The organism is Candidatus Saccharibacteria bacterium oral taxon 488 (assembly GCA_005697215.1).
Taxonomy (GTDB): Bacteria; Patescibacteriota; Saccharimonadia; order Saccharimonadales; family Saccharimonadaceae; genus Nanosynbacter.
This window is the reverse complement of sequence record CP040003.1, coordinates 251,860-269,156: the sequence shown is the minus strand read 5'-3', so window position 1 is coordinate 269,156 and position 17,297 is coordinate 251,860. Positions and strand designations below refer to the sequence as shown.

The following is a 17,297-nucleotide window of genomic DNA, read 5'->3' as shown; positions in this document are numbered from 1 at the left end:
TATTGTACCACTTTTACCCCCAGGCTAGCGAGCGTAGTTCGTCTGTGTCGGTGTTTTCATCGCCGAGGCGACGTTGCTGTGCTTGACCTTTTCAAGTGCTGTCAGCCGCGCATTCTGTACCTCTAGCTCTGACTTTTTCGTCGCCAGCTCATTCAGCTGTGAGTCCAGCCCCTCCGCCTCGTAGCCATAGGCCGTCGTCTTGGTCGCCTGCGTCAAGTACACCAACCCCAGCACCATAATCATCAGCGCCACCAGCACCGTATGTGCCACTGGCCCGAGCTTGGTCTGTGATCGAAAACGGGTGGCGTTCTGGTTACGGCGAAGCTGCGGCCCAGGACGACGCGGAGTAAATGTGGTGGATGAGCGTGTGTGCATAAATAATTTCTGTGTGTTTAATTTGTTACGGTTTAATGCTTTTGGTGGCGCGTCATCAAGACACGGGAAAACACAGCCGGTCGGCCCGCCCTTATCGCGAAAGAGCGAGCCGCCGAGCTTGCATACTTTTTCCGGGAAAACTATCAAGCGAGCTTACTTAGCCGCGGCGTACCGCAACGGTCTCAGCTGCTTCTGCGTCCTGGAATTGTACTTTGATGTGGATTGGCATGGTGTCGCCCTCCTTTTTTGTTTATGTTTTTACAGCGTAGCGAAACTTGGCGCTTCGACTGCGCGGATTGTGAACATCTTCTGCTCCAGACACCGGTTTTTTCTCTGGGATGATCAACTCGGCCTCGTAGCCGGCAGCCGCCTGCTCCCAGAAATATTGCTTGACCAATCGATCCTCCAGACTGTGAAAACTAATTATCCCAACGCGCCCGCCCCGATTAAGAAGGCGTGGCAGCAGCGGCAATAATTCCTCAACCAGCCGAAGTTCGTGATTGACTTCAATGCGCAGTGCCTGAAAGGTGCGAGTCGCCGGATGATGTTTCATCCCGCCGCGACCGACAGTGTGCTTGATCAGATCAGCCAGCTCGGTCGTTCCCCGAATCGGCCTGGCGCCAACAATTGCCTGCGCAATCCGCCTGGCCCGCCCCGGATTCTCCTCGCCGTAACGAGTAATCAGCCGCGTCAGCTCATCAACCGAATACGAATTGACGATATCCGCCGCTGTGATTTCCGTCCGATTATCCATCCGCATATCCAGCGGTCCGTCAAACCGAAACGAAAAACCTCTCTGCTCTGTCAAGCTGCGGTGACGACACCCCCAAATCAGCCAAAATCACGTCAAATGTACGTCCCTGCTTGACCAAATCCCGCGCTGCGCTCACAAAATCTTTGTGAATTAGCGTCGCACCTTTTTCAGCCAAATCGCCCAGCGTGTTAATCGCGTTATCATCGCGGTCAACCAGCACTGCGCCCAAGTAATTATCCGTCCTCGTCAAGAATTCCCTGGCATGGCCGCCATAGCCAGCCGTCAGGTCGAGATAACTCTCGCCTCTGGCTGGCCGCAACCTGTCCAAGGTCACCTCAAGGAGTACGGGAACATGAATCGGTTCGCTCATCTGAAGCGCGTCCGACTGTGGTGGATGTTCTTTAATACTCATAGCAAAAGTATACCATCCCGCAAGCCGATCCGCACGAGCGTAAGCGAGCTTTAGGGGGAGGAGGCAGCACGGACGAATTTAGTTCGACTGGCTGCCGGAGGGGCGAGCCCCTCCTCTTTTGCCGCTCGAGATCACCTAACTGGATATTTAATTCTGGCTGTTTTGTATTTGTGTTTTGTTTGTTTTTGTTGTCTAAGAGTGGAAATGTGATGATTGTCAGTAACAACCATAGTTTCCAAAAGAGACTTATGTGTGAGGTGGAGTTTTTTGGGAGGTGTTTTGAGGAAAGAACGTTGCCGTTTTTACCGTGGAGCAAATTGCCACCTGCCATCTTCAAATACCCAGATAGTTGATCTCGAGAGGTTTTCAAATTGTTAAGGTACTGACCCCGGCTAATCAATCCGCATTCTCAGCCGCCATTAGCCGAAAATACGCACCCGCCCGTACCGCCACGACTTCCCGGTCAATGCCGGCATAGTCGAGTAGATGCTGCTCAATCGTCACTCGGCCCTGTTTCTGGTCGAGCGCCGAGGCGGTTTTACCGCGGCGGAACTTGACATTCAGGTCGGCCACGCGCTCATCCAGAATACTTCCAGTCAGCGCGCCCTCCACCTCCCGATCCCAGACTTGCTGTGGATACAGGTGCAGATATTTGCCAAACCCGCGAGTCAACACGACGCCAGATACAAACTCTGCCCTGAGCTCGGCCGGGATCGTCAAGCGCCGCTTGTCGTCCAACTTTCGCTCAAAGTAATCTGTCTGCACGTCGTCCTTCCTCCGTGGTAGATTAGTTGGTTTTTCGCAGTGGATGTTTGTTTTGGTTGGTGTTACCCGCCAACGTTCGTTCCACTGATTCCACTATACTACCCACAACTACCCACATGCAAGCCTTTTTACCCACTTTCTACCCATTTCCCTACCAAACTAAAACTTTTCCACGGTTTTGTGGAAAAGTCTAGTGGTGCTATACTTGGCTAGACCGCTAATTAGTCACGCTGTACCAAGTCATGGGTCATCCGATCTAACTCACGCTTAAGTCGCTCTAATATATTGCACGTATTAAGATCCGCACCCTGCACAGTAATCTCGTGCAAATTTTCATCATCAATAATATAGACGCGACAATCGACTTTTTCACCTTCATCGGTATTATCGCAACAGATACGATACGTGTCGAACTCGGTCTTCGACACATCACCGTTTTTATCAAACCGACCAAGATCAATGTCCTGAGAACTAATACCCAGACGATGCATCACACCCGCCATACGATCCAAATAATCCTGCGCTGTCTGCTCACAGTCAATGAGGGTTCGATTCATCTCCCGTGAGACTTTGAGTAACCGTTCTCGTAGCGATGGACCGCCGTTTGTTCCTACTGCCTCATTCATGGATTTTAACCTCCTCCCTATGCGCACGTGTTAATCCATTTTTAGTTACTGCTGTCATCGATGATTCACCTCCTGTATTATCCCTTGTGGTGATTTGCATATTACCTGTTCTCTCTATACCAGAATATACTGTTCCATCTAATCCGCTAATAACTTGTATCTGAGGAAATGCCTGAGACAGCGCTGGCGCCGTACCCCTACGTTGCTGCGGCTTGTTACCAACCGTAAGAGTCTCAAATCTTTTTTCCTGCACAAGTGGATGACATGAGTTTAGTATGATCGTATCTATCTCCAGCGTCTCTATCAGGCTACGCATACCTTTTTTATTGTACCATTCCCTATGATTAGGCGGTATCTTCTCGTACGACGACATGAAAAAATGCTTCTCAGAGCCATGACCAAACAGGACAACTGTATCAAACGTATTACTATCAACACCGACCCGTTCCAGCTTTGCTACTACATCAGACAGATCGCTCGTATGGTTTATTTCAACAGCAAATGTATCAGCAGATTTTATATTTCTATACCCACTCGCAGCACCGTTATGATCTCCTGTAACTCCCCTGACAATAATCGTTGCCGGTTTACCAGATTCGGTACATCCAGTTTCTAGTAGCTTCAGTGTGCCCTTCAAAGTCTCTGGACTCCAATCACCAAAATGGGTTATGCCAAGTTCTTCATGCAGTTTCTTGGCGTTAGCTTCTCCAATTTGGTAGATAGTATTGATAAGTGCAGAACAGCTATCCTCGTCCTCGTGGCCATTAATAAATACCTTGGGAGCAATATCCGGCCAGCGCCCCGCAAGATACTCCTCTATCAAATAGGACCGCCTAACAATGTCAGGATTTGTCAGTACACTCTCATCACCGCCGTGTATGTCTGCCGTGCTTCTTACAAAATAATCAATTATCTCGAGATCGAAGAACTCTCTTTCTATCTCATCTCCAGCAAGTATTCGACTACGCAGTGACTCTGGAAAATCCTTTTGCTCCCTCGCATCTCGCGGCCAGTACTCTGGCGGAAAACCATGTGACCCCAGCCAGTCTACACACTTATTAAAATCATGCCATTGTACTTTCATACATCTGGCCACCTCGTTAATTATTGTGTCTCTAAGGTCTTCGATTATCTCCTTAGGTAGCACCCTCTCAGCATTCATTAGTTTAACGGCCAGTTCATGGGTATCGTAGCTATTGTCAAAATAAGAACGTATTGAATCAAGCATATCCCGCATCGTATGACGTAGCCTATCAGTAAATTTTGGCATACGCTCGTAATGTTCACTAAAAAATGCTGCTATATTGTCTTGTATCAAACGTGACAAGGTCGTCTCAGCATAGCAAAGATCGTAATACCTGTCATCAGTCTCTTCCGACTCTGGATTAAGCCGGCTATCGCTCGCAACTACTTCTCTTATATTGGGTATGAACTTTTCAATTTTCTCATACTCACAGTATATAAACGCATTTATAATATCACTATTCCTATACCCCATGAGAAGGTCGGTATAGAAGTCACACTCCTCCTCAATCTCCTCAATTCTCTGCAGTGTTTCATCATCAAGTGTTTCTTCTGCTTTTTCCGCACCATCAGAATTTTCGCTATCAGCACCACCGTTGTCTCCGTTAGCTTGGCCACCTTCGCCGCGCGCCATGAGCCGCAACGCCAAATTACTCATGGTTCTTTTTACTCTACTCAAAACGCCCAGTTTTTTGCCTTCTGTTTCTGGCAGAAGAGATTTCTCATCAACCTGAGAGGAGGGCGTCCCCTCACTGGCAGTGCTAATGTTAGTAGTATTTGTTTCGGTCATTGCCAGTTGCATAGTAGCATAATATATCAAGAATGTCAACGTTGGTGCTGTCTTGCCTGTAGCTTATATCGGCACCCTACTCTATGGATTTGGATTATTTCCGCAGCTTCTTGATCACCGCCGCAAACCAGCGCGCGCTTGGCCGTACCGTCCGGGCCATGGTCTGCCGATCGACTGCCACCAGACCAAACTTTGGCCAGTATCCCTTGTCCCATTCAAAATTGTCAAGCAGGCTCCAGTGCAAATAACCGATTAGCTTGACGTCATGTTTGAGCGCCTCGTGCATGGCCTTGATCGTCTCGGTCAGCCACCATTGCCGCTGACTATCAGTGCCGTCCGCCAGCCCATTCTCGGTAATCATAATCGGCAACCGATAGCGCTCGGCTACGTCCTCCAGTAGATACTGCAATTTATCCGGCTGCATATCCCAGCCGAGATCACTGACCTTCAGGTACGGGTCATGTGCCCGATAGCCATAAATCCGCCGCGCAAAGTAATAGTTGATCGCCAAGAAATCACTGTGCCGCCGCACTCGACGCAGTACCCACGTATTCAGGAAATAATTCGCCACCCGCGCACTAGCACGACTGAGAATCGCATCATCGCCAGGATAACAATAGATCAGATGATGCGCCATCGACACTTTCCATTTTTTGCGAGCACGCGTCAATTTGTAAACTTTCTTGTGCGTCGCAACAAGGTTGCAGAGTACACGCAGTAAATCACGCTTGCGAGTTTTATTCGGCGGCCAATGCCCCTCGAGATAACTCTCGCCAGCATAGACAGTCGGCTCGTTAATCGTCACGATCCACTCAATGTCGCGCCCCAGCTCGCTCAAGACTTTTTCAACATAATACACGAAGTATTTGATGTTGCGCCGCTTTTCAAAACCACCCTTGGCCATAAACCACTCCGGCAGCGTAAAATGAAACAGCGTCACCACCGGTGTAATACCCATCTTTTTCAGCGTCCGTAGATACGTCCGATAGTGGGCAATCGCCGCCGCATCCCACGCGCCCTCTTGCGGCTCAATTCGCGCCCATTCGATACAGAACCGAAAGGCATTCATGTTGAGGTTTTTGAGAATCGCGAAATCTTCCTCATAGCGATGGTAATGATCGACACCCCGCCCCGATACGTAGTTGTCAGGCCTGGTCGCCTCTTTTTTGATGCGCAGCCAGCTGTCAATATCACCAAATTGATGCGGTGCTTGCACGGACAGCCGCTTAGCATGTTCAAGCTCCCACGTCGTCCACTGATTCACCAGGCCACCCTCGACCTGATGCGCCGACGTCGCTGCACCCCATAAAAACTTCTTTGGAAACACGATGCGTTCAGATTGCTTCGTTGTCATCAAAATATATTATACCAAGTTATCAGCTCATCTGCCAACCTAAGGCTACTGCACCACATCCTCCCCAAAATGTTTCTGTAGTCGCATCTTAATCGAGCCTTCATGGCGGCCGAGTTTTTGACTAAGTTGCTGGATAGTTGCGCCCTGTAAAAATTCCTGTTTGAGGATGTCATCGTCGGCTTTTTCCCACGGCATATAGGCGTTGGGGTGGGTTTCGCGCATTTTGGCAATCTTTTGCTGCCAGCTGGCGGACTGAGACTTCTTGCCGGATTTTTTCGGCATTGACTGTGCCCGCTTCATTTCCTCCAGCATTGGACGATAGTGCTTGGCCACCTCACTACTTGCCCGCTGCAGCACCTCGTCAATCGCCAGTGCATCTGGTGAAATTTCCAGTGCCTTGCGGTTGATGCCATAGAGATACAGATTATCAAGATCCCGCACCCGACTGAGCGCCACATAGCCCATACCTTCAACGAACGCTTTTCTCAGGTCAATTTTTGCCGCGTCCAGTGTCATGCCTTGGCTTTTATGCACGGTGATAGCCCACGCCAGGCGCAGTGGCACCTGGGAAATACTGGCGCGCTTGCGCTCACCGTCACGCAATTCCCACACATCCGGCACCATCGTCACCTGCTGTCCACTACGAAACTCCACAATTGGATAGTCCGTCAGCGGCTCGAAATCCACCACCGTGCCGATACTACCGTTGGCGTACAATTTCTGGGGCGAATTTTTCACCGCCATCACCAACGCGCCCAACTTCAACACAAGTTCGCTCGGCGCCAGCACCGACCGCTGCAGACTCTCGACATACATCTTTGAACCCGTCGTCGTCTGCTGATACGTTCGCTCCTCGCCCGCCAGCTCCGCCAGTTTCTGGCTGTTGATGGCGTCGACATCAACAGTGACGGTATGCAGTTCGGTGATATCGCCGTCGGGCAGTTCGACCTCCGTCCGCGCTAGTAAGGTCTCAGCATGATGCCGCCTAACGTCGTCATTTCTCAGTGCTGTCAAAATTCCTAATAACTTCTCGTCATTTTGCCGATATTGCCGCTCCAGATACAACACCGCCGGCTGCAATTCCTGCCACGCCTCCGAGTACACCACGAAACCGCCGCCCTGCTCGCCTGGACGATTGATCGGCGGTAATTGGAAAAAATCACCGCTCATCACCAGCTGCACACCACCAAATGGCTGGTCGTTTTCTCTGACACCGCGCAGCACCCGGTCAACCATGTCCAGCCGAAAATCATGCAGCATGGAAATCTCGTCAATTACCAGCACGTCGGTCCTAGAAATCACCTCACGCCGCGTTTTTGACAGCCGATCAAAAAAGTTGTTCACGAGGTGATCGCTAACGCCAATACCGCTCCAACTGTGAATGGTATTGCCACCTAAATGCGTTGCCGCCAAGCCCGTCGTCGCTGTTACCGACACCTTTTTACCCTGGTCACGCGCCTGTGCAATAAAAGTATTCAGCAGGTGCGTTTTACCGGTACCAGCCGCACCCGTCAGCAGCGCCGACCGACCACTCATTAAAATCGCCAGCGCTAATTCCTGGTCCATACTTAACCTCGTGGCGGTTCGCCTTCTGGCTCGCCCAACAGTTTTTTCGATTTAATTTCGTAGCGCTTGCCGGTAATTTTGCTCTCAATGTAGTCCTCGTTGATCAGGTTCACAAACATATCCAGATCATTGCCATCCATGATGATAATTGCACCGTTATCATCACTCATTAGCTCCAGCTGCATCTCGTCAGCATAGTCCAGCACCTGCTCTTGCTTGACCTCGCCAATCTCTAATTTCTGTAGTTTATTGATGGTCTTCTTGCGCTCCTTGACCAGCGCATTGAGATCCAAGCCCTCTGGGAAACTCAATTTATATTCCTTTTCAATCTCCGCCACTTTCTTATCAGCAATCACCTGCTTCTTGTACTCATAACCAAACATCCGCTCGAACTTTGAAGAATTAAAGGCGAAAATATCCTGACCGATGATCAACACCTGGTTATCATCTGGCACCTTAAAACCAACTTCCGCCTTAAAAGCGCCAAACGTGCCGTCAGAAAACTCCCACGCCAGCGCACTTTTGAGCGTCTGCCCCTGCTGAATTAACTTGGCGGTGTAAAAGACTTTTTCTGGATCATTCGGGTCAGTAAATCGCGCTATCAGCCCTTTCATCCGCTTAAACTCATGCTCGGTCTCCGAAAACTCTACAATGTCGCCGCGCTCATGCTCAATCAAATGAATCAAGGTTTCCGCTCGGCCAACCTTGGCGAGGTCTGTTCGCAGTAGCACGTTTTCTTCCGCTTCGCTTAGCTCATAATCACGCACACTGAGGCCAGTGCCCGCACCCAAATTAACTTGATTGATATAATCAAACAGAAATAGCGGCCGGAGCTGCTGCTCAATATCGCCCTTCAAGGGCATGAAATACGGCGTGTAATTTTTATTAAATAAAAACAGCTCAATCTGTAAATCATTCTTCTTCGCATCAGTTTGATTCGCCCACAAAAAAATATCAGTCGTTTCCCTCACTTCTTCCATGAGGGTAATTATAGCAATTTTTATAAGATGCCGCCAGCTGTTATTTAGTTAATCGCTCACCTTCACGCGCTCGGTTGGCCCAAGTGTCTGCCAGCTCATTTCCCTCGTTGCCCTCGTGGCCGCGCACCCAGCGGAGCTCCGCCTGGGAATTTGAGTATAGCTCATACAGTTCACGCACGATATCCAGATTCTTGATCTCACCGCCCTTCTTTGTCCAGCCGCGCTGCTGCCAACCCGGCGCCCACTTGGTCACCACGTTGATCCAAAATTCGCTATCAGTATAAATCACGCACGGTGCCTCGTCCGCGTCCCGAAGCGCCGCAATCAGCGCCTTGCCTTCCATACGGATATTGGTCGTCTCGCCATCCTCTGAACCCAAAATCCACGGCTGAAGATCACGAATCACCGCAAAGCCACCCGGGCCAGGATTGGGGCTAGCCGAACCGTCAGTGTAGTAGATTGTCATACCCTGATTATACATAGTTTGCCGAACCTAGGCGAGTTCATGCTGCAGGAAATACCACAAATCCTCTAAAAATGCATCACGCGCTGGAGTTGAGCGCTCGTTCACCATGAGATCATGGCTGGCATAGTCGCGCCGCTGATGGATCTGCTTGAGCAGCCGAGACATCGTTTGAGCAATGAAAAGTTTCTCCTCATCAGAGACTGAGCGTTGCCGCTCTAACTGACGAATATATTTATAAATAATGTGCGCCACTTCCCCCGTTCGTGAGCGCTGCCGCTCGGCCTTGGTGACAAACTGCACTTCGACCGGTACGCCATTGTCTAGCTCTGGATAATCCATCAGGAAGGTTACTTTAGAAACCTGATATTTCTGGCCACGCTGCTTTACACTTTCATCATCTTGAATGGCAAACTCGCAGCGTCCTATATCAAACCCGTGTTGCCACATTTCCCAGCGCACGGCATTAACATAATCAACCGTACCCTGCACATATATTGCACTGGATTTGCTATTGGCCTTTTTCAGCTGAAACGCTGGGTTCATATCAATTCGCCGCTGTAAAAACTCCACGAAATCACGTGCCTGATCCTTTACCGTACCTGATATAACGGTCAGGCCGAGTACGTCCATCGGCGTATACTCCAGTTTGTCATTCTGGCGAGCTTCATGCACCTTGGCTGCCCACGACCCCACGGTTTTCAGGCGATATTTTCCCTCTACTTTCTTACCATTTTTTGCTAAGAAATCTCCAATGTGAATCGACCGATTCGGGCATGATTCTTCGCTACGCGGACCGACCACTGCTTCGGTCTTAACTTTCTCAGTACCAAAAATTGTATTAACTAAATTGCGAACACCAACCTGGCTAATTGTCTCATACTGCTCGCGGATCTCCTCGATGAGCTTACGTTTACCCTGCCCCTTCAGCCGAATGATATGCGCCTGTGAACGCAGGCTTGCCGCCAGCCCATCAAACCCCATCACTTCACACAGCGGTGCATAGAACGACTCCGCCTCCAAGACATCCTGCAGTTTGGCAGACTCACGCGACGATGACGGATAGCGCATATTGTCGAGTAGCTCACAGGCCTTGATAATCACCGCCTCAATATTGGTTTTATCTAGGAACTCAGCCATCTGCTCTACATCAACAAATGGCTCGATCTGCCGCCATGCTTCAGCTGGCACCGAACCTTCATAACGATCCGTGATAATCTCTCTGATATTTTCAGGAATAGTATTAGCCACCTGTAGTCGGTGCCGGCCAGAAACCTCTTCTACTAGAATAAAGTCCGCTAGTAGCGACGCTACATATGAACCCTGCTCGCGCGTCATCCTAGTTTTAGGATTCGTAAATACATCGGCCAGAGCCAAGCCAGCAGCCTGTCGACGCTCCGGTGTACACTTCTGGCTATCTCTGTTATGAAAGCGGTCGACCACATCATGCAGCAGCACGGCATGAATCGCCTCGGGCGGTAGTTTCAAACCGGCAAACTCCTCCACCAGCTTCATCGTTCGCTCAGCATGCGCCGCCAAATCCTCTCGTTCATTCACGCCTTCACCCCTAAAATACTCCTCAAGTGCCAATTGAAAATGAGACTCAAGAGATGGGCGCTCAAGATCGATCTCAAATTTCTTTTGTAGCGTGCCCAGCTCTAGCTGCTCACTGCACGAAGAACATAATTCACTCATAATTCAGTTCGTTATCAAACTGGGCTATTATAACAGATGATGTATATTTAGTCAATAAAATAGGTGCCGGCGTCAGGATACGCATTGTACTGTTTCAACGACATACTCTGGCAATACGCCCCCGCGTCAAAGATCACTAGCTTATCGCCAATTTCCGCCCGGGCCAGCTGCCGCGATGCGAGATTCTCTGGGTTGCTGGGCGCTGGTGTCAAGATATCGCCCGTCTCGCAGCAGTGCCCCACCACGATGTACTCTCGCTGTTCCTCGCGACCCGCGAGTACCATCATCTCGTGCTGTGCGCCGTACATCCCTGGCCGCGTAATGTCGTTCATACCAGTATTAAGGCGCAAAAATGTGTGACCATCTGCACCAGTATCAACGATGTCCACTACCTCCGCAACCAGTACGCCAGCATGTGCCACCAGCCACGTTCCTGGCTCAATTTCTAGATGCAGTCGCCGCCCGGTTTCCTCGGCAAAACGAGCTAATTTCTGAGAAAACACCTCGCAAATTGCCGCTAGATCCGCCTCTTGTTCATCGCCAAACCGATGCACCTTAAAGCCGCCGCCAATATCCAGAATAGTCACCTCCGGCAGTCGCCCAACGAGCGCCAATGCCGCATCTATCGCCTCGCCCCACAACCGCGGATCAGCACCCGAGCCAATGTGAATGTGTAGCCGATCAATCGTTATGTCGTGACGCCTCGCTAGCTCCACTGCCTGCTCGGTATAGGCATGCCACAAGCCAAAACTAGAATTAACCCCACCGGTCATCGTCCGATTATTATGCCCCGAGCCCATACCAGGATTAAGCCGCAGACCAACCGTATTTGGGCGGTGTGGACTCGCCGCAAACAGCTCTAATTGATGAAGCGATGTCGCCACGTAACGTACACCAGCCTGAAGCAGTTCATCGAGGTTGTGCGCTGGCTGCTGGCTGGAGAGGCTGATCGTTGGGCCACTCACTCCCTGCTTGAGCAGCAACGTCGCCTCGTAGCTTGAACTCACATCAAACTGCAACCCCAACTTATCAAATAATCGTATAATCTCGGGGTGCGAATTTGCCTTGGCCGCGTAACGCACCGTCAAGCCGAACGGCACCTGGCACGCCAGCGCCCGCCGGGCCCGCTCCTTCAACATCCGCCTTGAATATACAAAGCTCGGCGTATCAAGCACTTCAGGCAGTTGATCAATTGGAAAGTTCATCATCGCCAATTATACCAGGAATCTGGCTCAATGCTGTCGCTACTGGCCACTCTGGATTCTCTGGCGCCATAATATCATTGTACTCAACTGTCTGGATAAACCGCACGCCATCAGGCAGATCGCTGCCGATTGGCTTATCATCAACCATCCACACCTCGCCAGTGAGGTACTGCTCGCGGAAATAATCGCCTTTCGACTGCAATGTGGTAATGATCTCCGCCCCCTCAAGCGACGGACACAGCGCTGCCTTGAACTGCTGGTAATTCGCTGGCCCATAGGTCAAGACATGCACGGTTCCGCGCTGCCTGGCCCACGCCACCAACTCAGCCACTCCGTCGTACTCCATTCGCCCATCAGCCAACGTCGACTGAAGCAGGAATGCGAATACCGCCTCCTCTCCGAGTCCCGCCGCCCGCACATGCGCCGCAAAATCATAATAGTACGCTTTCTCAGTGCGCACATGAAAGTCAGTCCGCCGCGCCAGCTCTGCCTCGCTGTCAATGCCAAACTGCCGCCCAAGCAGCCCCCACTCCGCCTCGTCCAGCTCACTTGTCCGAAACAAGGTGCGATCAAGATCAAGAAACAACTTCAGGCTCATGAAAAGTAAATCCTCATTAGTTCTCGCGCGATTTTATCGCTGTCGTGACGGATCAGACTACGCAGCGCCGCCAGCGGATCGGCCTTTTTATTATGCTGACGAATGCCATGAGCGATCAAGTGCTTGCCCGAGGCGTAGTAATGCTTCTTCTTGAGCTCCTCTTCATCCCATTCCACCAAATATTCACCATTGTGCGCGTATTTATCAAGCAGTTCCTGTGGCGGACGATAATTGTTATACAGTACATAATCCATACTCACCCCAGCAAACCGCTCAATCTCATCGACAAAGTCCGCCACCGTAAAGCCGTCGGTCTGCGTCGGCTTGGTCACGAGATTACAGACGTACACCTTCTTGGCCTTGGTTTCAGCCAAAGCCCGCGTCACGCCGCGCACCAGTAGTGCTGGCGCCAAACTACCGTACAACAACCCCGGCGCTACTACCACGAGATCAGCATCCAGAATCGCCTGTCGAGCGTGCGGATTAATCGTTGCTGGCGGGCTGAGTTCCAGCCACGGACGCTCATCACCTGGAATATTCGTCACCTCGATGGCATGCTCGCCCTCAACGACCGTACCGTCACGCAGCTTCAGTGATAGCTTGGTATCATCCAGCGTAATCGGAAACACCCGTCCGTTTACGCCGAGCACCTCGCTGGCTGTCTCGACCGCTTGCGAAAAACTCCCCGTCATCTTTTCCAGCGCCGCCATGAATAAATTACCAAATGCATGCCCCTTCATGCTACCCTCGTCAAACCGGTAATTGAACAGATCGCGCACCTTTGGCGAACTGCTCAGCGCCACTAGACATTGCCGCACATCACCCGCCGGCAACACGCCCAGGTCGTCGCGCAGCATGCCTGTCGAGCCACCGTCGTCAACCATGTTAACCAGCGCCGTGATACTATGGGTATATTTTTTCAAACCCGACAGCAGCGTGAAACTACCAGTTCCGCCGCCAATTACTACAATTTTTACTCCAAAATATTCTCTACTCAATTCGTATGTCATGCCCGCATTATAGCACTTCAGCGAGGTTAGACCAACGTGCCCTTTGGTAGCGGCCACTCGAGGAATGTCTGGTACTGTGTACTGACGGCGGTGAGTATATGCTCAGCCACCTTGGCTGGGTCGTTGAAGAAAGCATAATCATCCGGCCGATGTCCCCGCCAAAACGGCGTTTTCATCGCCCCGGGCAAGAACAGCGCTACGCGAATCGGTAAATGCTGCTCATCTGCCTGGAGGGCCAAGCTACGCGCCAGCCCCGCCTGGGCGTGCTTGGTCGCTACGTACACCGCTTCGTCCGCCCGAGCTTTGATACTACTGGTTGAGCCGATTACCGTTAGTGTAGAGCGTATCCGCTGCTGCGCCATCCTATACCAGGCCCAATGCACCAACGGCAACGGGCCAGCAAAATTCACTTCTGCCATGGAGCGCGCATCAGGCTGATCCTCGAAATCACCACGCCAGCCGTAGCCTGCCGCCCAGACAAATTGTTCAATAGCATCGCCACTCAGAATCTGCTCAATCCGCGCCGGTGCTGCCGCTACTTGTTCGGGATAATACACATCCAATTGGAACCCTTCGCCGTGCTCCTGGGCGTTATATGTCTTCCCTAGCACCAACACGCGCTTACCACTTTCTCTGAGCTGCCTAGCCATTTCGCGGCCAAGCCCGCTCGTCCCACCAAGAATAATATGCATGTGGTTATTATAGCAGGAGAAGTGATGGACTGTAAAATGCCAAGCGTAGGTACCTCAATTAAGATAATTGAGCGCCTTTACTGTTCCCTCAACTTCTTCATTAGGATATCATAGCCATCAGTCACCTCATCGTGCTGGCTACTAATCCCCAACTCAGCCATCTCGCGCCACAGACAATTGACTATAGCAGCAGGATCAGCATCCTCATCGGCTAATTGCTCCAATTCCATAAAGTCACCTAAGCTCTCCACCGAGTCGATACATACTTCTGTACCATTCAACGTGCCAGTCTGGCGAATCTTTGACATATCCGAAAACGCCACAAAGCCCAGCCCCTTAACGATAGCAATCATAGTATCTGGATCGCGAACTTCCGTTTCATGCTCAATACTATCTAGCTGCCCGGTCACTGATCGTTTGAGAGTGAACAACGCCCGCTTCGTTGCATCTTCACCTTGTCTACGCGTCTCAGTACGCACCCGTAACCAAGGCGCTGTATTGCCGTCACCGCCAGCTTCTCCCGGCAAGCCAAACACTTGATCACGCTGATGCACTGGCTCGCTGAGAACAACACCCTTAGCCGCCAGCGCAGCCAGCAACCCTTTTTTATCTCGCAATTTAACTTTTATCTCAATTTCTCTCATACCTAAATGGTATCATACTCAGGACACGCGCATTTGCGAATGACACTCCAGCCAATCAGCGATTACATCAATATCGAGATGATCGGTCGCGACGCGGACAGCAAAGTCCTCTATGTCTCCGCACCACGCCACGAAGTGGCTAATCACCGTCTTTTTGGACAAGATCCTTGTAGAAGTCGAGCAGCCTGTGAGTGCCGAAGGGTTCACCTACGCAGTCGTGGAGCATGTTCCATGAGATGAAGCGCAGCGTGTCGGCCCTTCTCCGGTTGAAGAGTCCGAGGGCTCCGATGAGGGGCGACAGGATGGCGGGTGACATGGTTGCGATTTTTGCGGGCCGATTGAGAGCTTGGAAGGCGCACTCAGCGAGCCCTTTCCAGGTGAAGACCTCGGGGCCTCCCACGTTCCATGCGCCCTCCTCGCCGTCGGTCAAGCGGTCGATGCAGAACTTCGCGAGGTCGGCGCCGTGAATGGGATTGATCCTGGTTTCCGGGCGGAAGAGGAAGACGCGACCCTTTTTGGCCATCTGAAGAATCTGGGTCATGTCGGAGAAGTACCCGGGGGGATTGATGATCTGACTCGATATCCGGGAGGCTGTCAGTTCTTGGGCGAAAGCGGTCTTTGCCCGGGTCAGCTGTGCCGGGCACTGGTCGCCTCCGATGACGTTGACGAAGCAGAAGTGCTTGACGCCGTGCTTCTCCGCGGAGCGGAGGACGGCGAGATTGGCCTGGTGGTCGATGTCCCAAGGATTGGCCTTCTGCTTGGTGACCCCCAAGGCGGATATGACATCGTCGGCCCCTTCTGCGACATCGGCGACGAATGCGGGATTCGTGACCTCCCCGACGGCCCAGTCGTCGACGAGGCCATCCAGTGAGGGAGAATCCCAGGGGCCTGGAGAGACGGCCCGCTCGCGACTGCGGGTGATCGCGCGCACCTTGTGGCCACGGCGGTGCAGCTCGGCGACGACGAAACGTCCGAGATAGCCTGTGGCTCCGGCGACGAGAACCGTTTTATGCTTTGTCATTTTGCCCCTCCTTTTTGAAATTAACAACCAATTGTATACACATAATACCATACCTGAAGCCATTAATCACGCACCGGCCCGATAATATCCGTATTGCCAAAGTAAAAATCGGTTAAGACCTGCCGCCATGGCGTGCTGGTTGCCGCAGCATATATCATTTTGCCAATATCGCCATGGCAAGCCAACAACACCGTTTGATCTGGATGTTGACGCGCCATGAAATCAAGCACCCGCTGGCCGCGAGCCAATAACTCAGGAAAAGTCTCAGCGCCATCAGGATGCAAAAAATAGGTCACGTTTTCTGCTTTGATGATGTCCGGCGCACAGATTTCCTCAATATCAGCGGCCGGCTTACCAGTCATAATTCCAAAATCACGCTCGATTAAATCATCGTGAATTATCGGCTCGGCAAGCTCCAGCTCCGCCGCTACAATCGCTGCCGTCTCGAAAGCTCGACCAAGCGGCGATGCATACACCGCGTCAAAAACTAGTTCCCTATCCTTGATGTGACGCGCCAATTGCCGCGCTTGCTGGCGTCCCAAATCGGTCAATGGCAGATCGCGATGACCGTTCAAAATCCCGCGCACATTATCTTCATTCTGGCCGTGGCGAGCGATATAGATAGTAGTCATAAACCTTAGTATATCATCTCTATCAGGCGGCGAGGAACCTCGTAGAAACCCTACTTACCACTAAAATTCCTTGTTATCAAACCATCGATACCTCCCGCGAATGACGCTCCAGCCAATCAGCAATCGCATCAATATCGAGATGATCGGTCGCGATGCGGACAGCGAAATTTTCTAGTTCGCCTCGCTGTGCTGTAAAATTATACCCATTCACCTCCAGTAAAGTCAGTCCAGCGAGCATTGCCGTCCGCTTATTGCCATCAGCGAACGGATGGTCGCCAATAATCCCGCGCATCAACGCCGCTGCCTTGGCAAATACTGTTGCATATAATTCCTCGCCAAATACTACTTGATGCTGTGTTGACACCGCAGCCTCCAGCCGTCCAACGTCACGCACGCCATCTGCACCGCCGTCTTTGACAAGCACCAGCGCATGAAACTGCAGAATCTGCTCGAGAGTCAAACTAACCATTAGCGCTTCGCCAAGTGAGAAAAGTCCTCTTTGTATCGCTCAAGGAGCGAGTTTGCAGTTTTGAGCACTTGATTATCGTCAGCCACCTCCGAACACTTACGTACTGTGACTTCAATTTCGTCGCCATCGCGAATCCCCAGCGCCCGCAAATCCCGCGCCGGCAGCGTCACGCCGCGACTGGAACCAATCTTGATAACTTTTTGAATTGTAGTGATTGTCATGC

The 17,297-nt window shown here is 51.4% G+C and carries 18 protein-coding genes and 1 pseudogene; all 19 read right to left on the bottom strand.

The window, feature by feature from the left end:
- Positions 1 to 24 precede the first annotated feature (24 nt).
- The 19 genes and pseudogenes from FBF24_01380 to FBF24_01290 all read right to left on the bottom strand — a co-directional run bounded on the left by FBF24_01380 (position 25) and on the right by FBF24_01290 (position 17,295).
- Positions 25 to 522 (bottom strand): hypothetical protein, encoded by a 498-nt coding sequence (locus FBF24_01380; GenBank protein QCT40543.1) that lies wholly within the window; start codon positions 520 to 522, stop codon positions 25 to 27.
- A gap of 103 nt (positions 523 to 625) precedes the next feature.
- Positions 626 to 1,499: pseudogene (gene rsmH / locus FBF24_01375) on the bottom strand (16S rRNA (cytosine(1402)-N(4))-methyltransferase RsmH).
- Between the two features lie 438 nt (positions 1,500 to 1,937).
- Complete coding sequence (locus FBF24_01370) at positions 1,938 to 2,351, bottom strand: hypothetical protein (protein QCT40542.1); 414 nt, start codon at positions 2,349 to 2,351, stop codon at positions 1,938 to 1,940.
- A gap of 176 nt (positions 2,352 to 2,527) precedes the next feature.
- Positions 2,528 to 2,932 carry a hypothetical protein gene (locus tag FBF24_01365; GenBank protein ID QCT40541.1) on the bottom strand — a complete coding sequence of 135 codons (405 nt, stop codon included), beginning with the start codon at positions 2,930 to 2,932 and terminating at the stop codon, positions 2,528 to 2,530.
- A complete protein-coding gene (locus FBF24_01360; protein QCT40540.1) occupies positions 2,925 to 4,757 on the bottom strand; it encodes a hypothetical protein in 1,833 nt (610 codons plus the stop codon). The genes FBF24_01365 and FBF24_01360 overlap by 8 nt, the downstream gene beginning before the upstream one ends.
- 82 nt (positions 4,758 to 4,839) lie before the next feature.
- A complete protein-coding gene (locus tag FBF24_01355) occupies positions 4,840 to 6,099 on the bottom strand; it encodes a glycoside hydrolase family 1 protein (GenBank protein ID QCT40539.1) in 1,260 nt (419 codons plus the stop codon).
- Positions 6,100 to 6,144: 45 nt separating this feature from the next.
- Complete coding sequence (locus FBF24_01350) at positions 6,145 to 7,665, bottom strand: AAA family ATPase (GenBank protein QCT40538.1); 1,521 nt, start codon at positions 7,663 to 7,665, stop codon at positions 6,145 to 6,147.
- A 2-nt stretch (positions 7,666 to 7,667) separates the two neighbouring features.
- Positions 7,668 to 8,645 (bottom strand): DUF4868 domain-containing protein, encoded by a 978-nt coding sequence (locus FBF24_01345; protein ID QCT40537.1) that lies wholly within the window; start codon positions 8,643 to 8,645, stop codon positions 7,668 to 7,670.
- A 40-nt stretch (positions 8,646 to 8,685) separates the two neighbouring features.
- A complete protein-coding gene (locus FBF24_01340; protein ID QCT40536.1) occupies positions 8,686 to 9,111 on the bottom strand; it encodes a ribonuclease HI in 426 nt (141 codons plus the stop codon).
- Between the two features lie 27 nt (positions 9,112 to 9,138).
- Entirely contained in the window at positions 9,139 to 10,803 is a 1,665-nt protein-coding gene (locus FBF24_01335; GenBank protein QCT40535.1) for a hypothetical protein, read from the bottom strand.
- A gap of 47 nt (positions 10,804 to 10,850) precedes the next feature.
- A complete protein-coding gene (locus tag FBF24_01330) occupies positions 10,851 to 12,011 on the bottom strand; it encodes a diaminopimelate decarboxylase (protein ID QCT40534.1) in 1,161 nt (386 codons plus the stop codon).
- The gene (locus FBF24_01325; GenBank protein ID QCT40533.1) at positions 11,992 to 12,606 is read right to left on the bottom strand and encodes a hypothetical protein; all 615 of its coding nucleotides are present in this window, start codon (positions 12,604 to 12,606) and stop codon (positions 11,992 to 11,994) included. The genes FBF24_01330 and FBF24_01325 overlap by 20 nt, the downstream gene beginning before the upstream one ends.
- Positions 12,603 to 13,616, bottom strand: a complete 1,014-nt coding sequence (locus FBF24_01320; GenBank protein QCT40532.1) for a YvcK family protein — start codon at positions 13,614 to 13,616, stop codon at positions 12,603 to 12,605. The genes FBF24_01325 and FBF24_01320 overlap by 4 nt, the downstream gene beginning before the upstream one ends.
- A gap of 26 nt (positions 13,617 to 13,642) precedes the next feature.
- Positions 13,643 to 14,308, bottom strand: a complete 666-nt coding sequence (locus tag FBF24_01315; protein QCT40531.1) for an SDR family oxidoreductase — start codon at positions 14,306 to 14,308, stop codon at positions 13,643 to 13,645.
- A gap of 77 nt (positions 14,309 to 14,385) precedes the next feature.
- The gene (locus FBF24_01310) at positions 14,386 to 14,952 is read right to left on the bottom strand and encodes a CYTH domain-containing protein (protein ID QCT40530.1); all 567 of its coding nucleotides are present in this window, start codon (positions 14,950 to 14,952) and stop codon (positions 14,386 to 14,388) included.
- 139 nt (positions 14,953 to 15,091) lie between these two features.
- Positions 15,092 to 15,973 carry an SDR family oxidoreductase gene (locus tag FBF24_01305; GenBank protein QCT40529.1) on the bottom strand — a complete coding sequence of 294 codons (882 nt, stop codon included), beginning with the start codon at positions 15,971 to 15,973 and terminating at the stop codon, positions 15,092 to 15,094.
- Positions 15,974 to 16,035: 62 nt separating this feature from the next.
- Positions 16,036 to 16,605, bottom strand: a complete 570-nt coding sequence (locus FBF24_01300; GenBank protein ID QCT40528.1) for a histidine phosphatase family protein — start codon at positions 16,603 to 16,605, stop codon at positions 16,036 to 16,038.
- A gap of 76 nt (positions 16,606 to 16,681) precedes the next feature.
- Entirely contained in the window at positions 16,682 to 17,074 is a 393-nt protein-coding gene (locus tag FBF24_01295; protein QCT40527.1) for a type II toxin-antitoxin system death-on-curing family toxin, read from the bottom strand.
- Positions 17,074 to 17,295 (bottom strand): AbrB/MazE/SpoVT family DNA-binding domain-containing protein, encoded by a 222-nt coding sequence (locus FBF24_01290; GenBank protein QCT40526.1) that lies wholly within the window; start codon positions 17,293 to 17,295, stop codon positions 17,074 to 17,076. The genes FBF24_01295 and FBF24_01290 overlap by 1 nt, the downstream gene beginning before the upstream one ends.
- Positions 17,296 to 17,297: the final 2 nt, after the last annotated feature.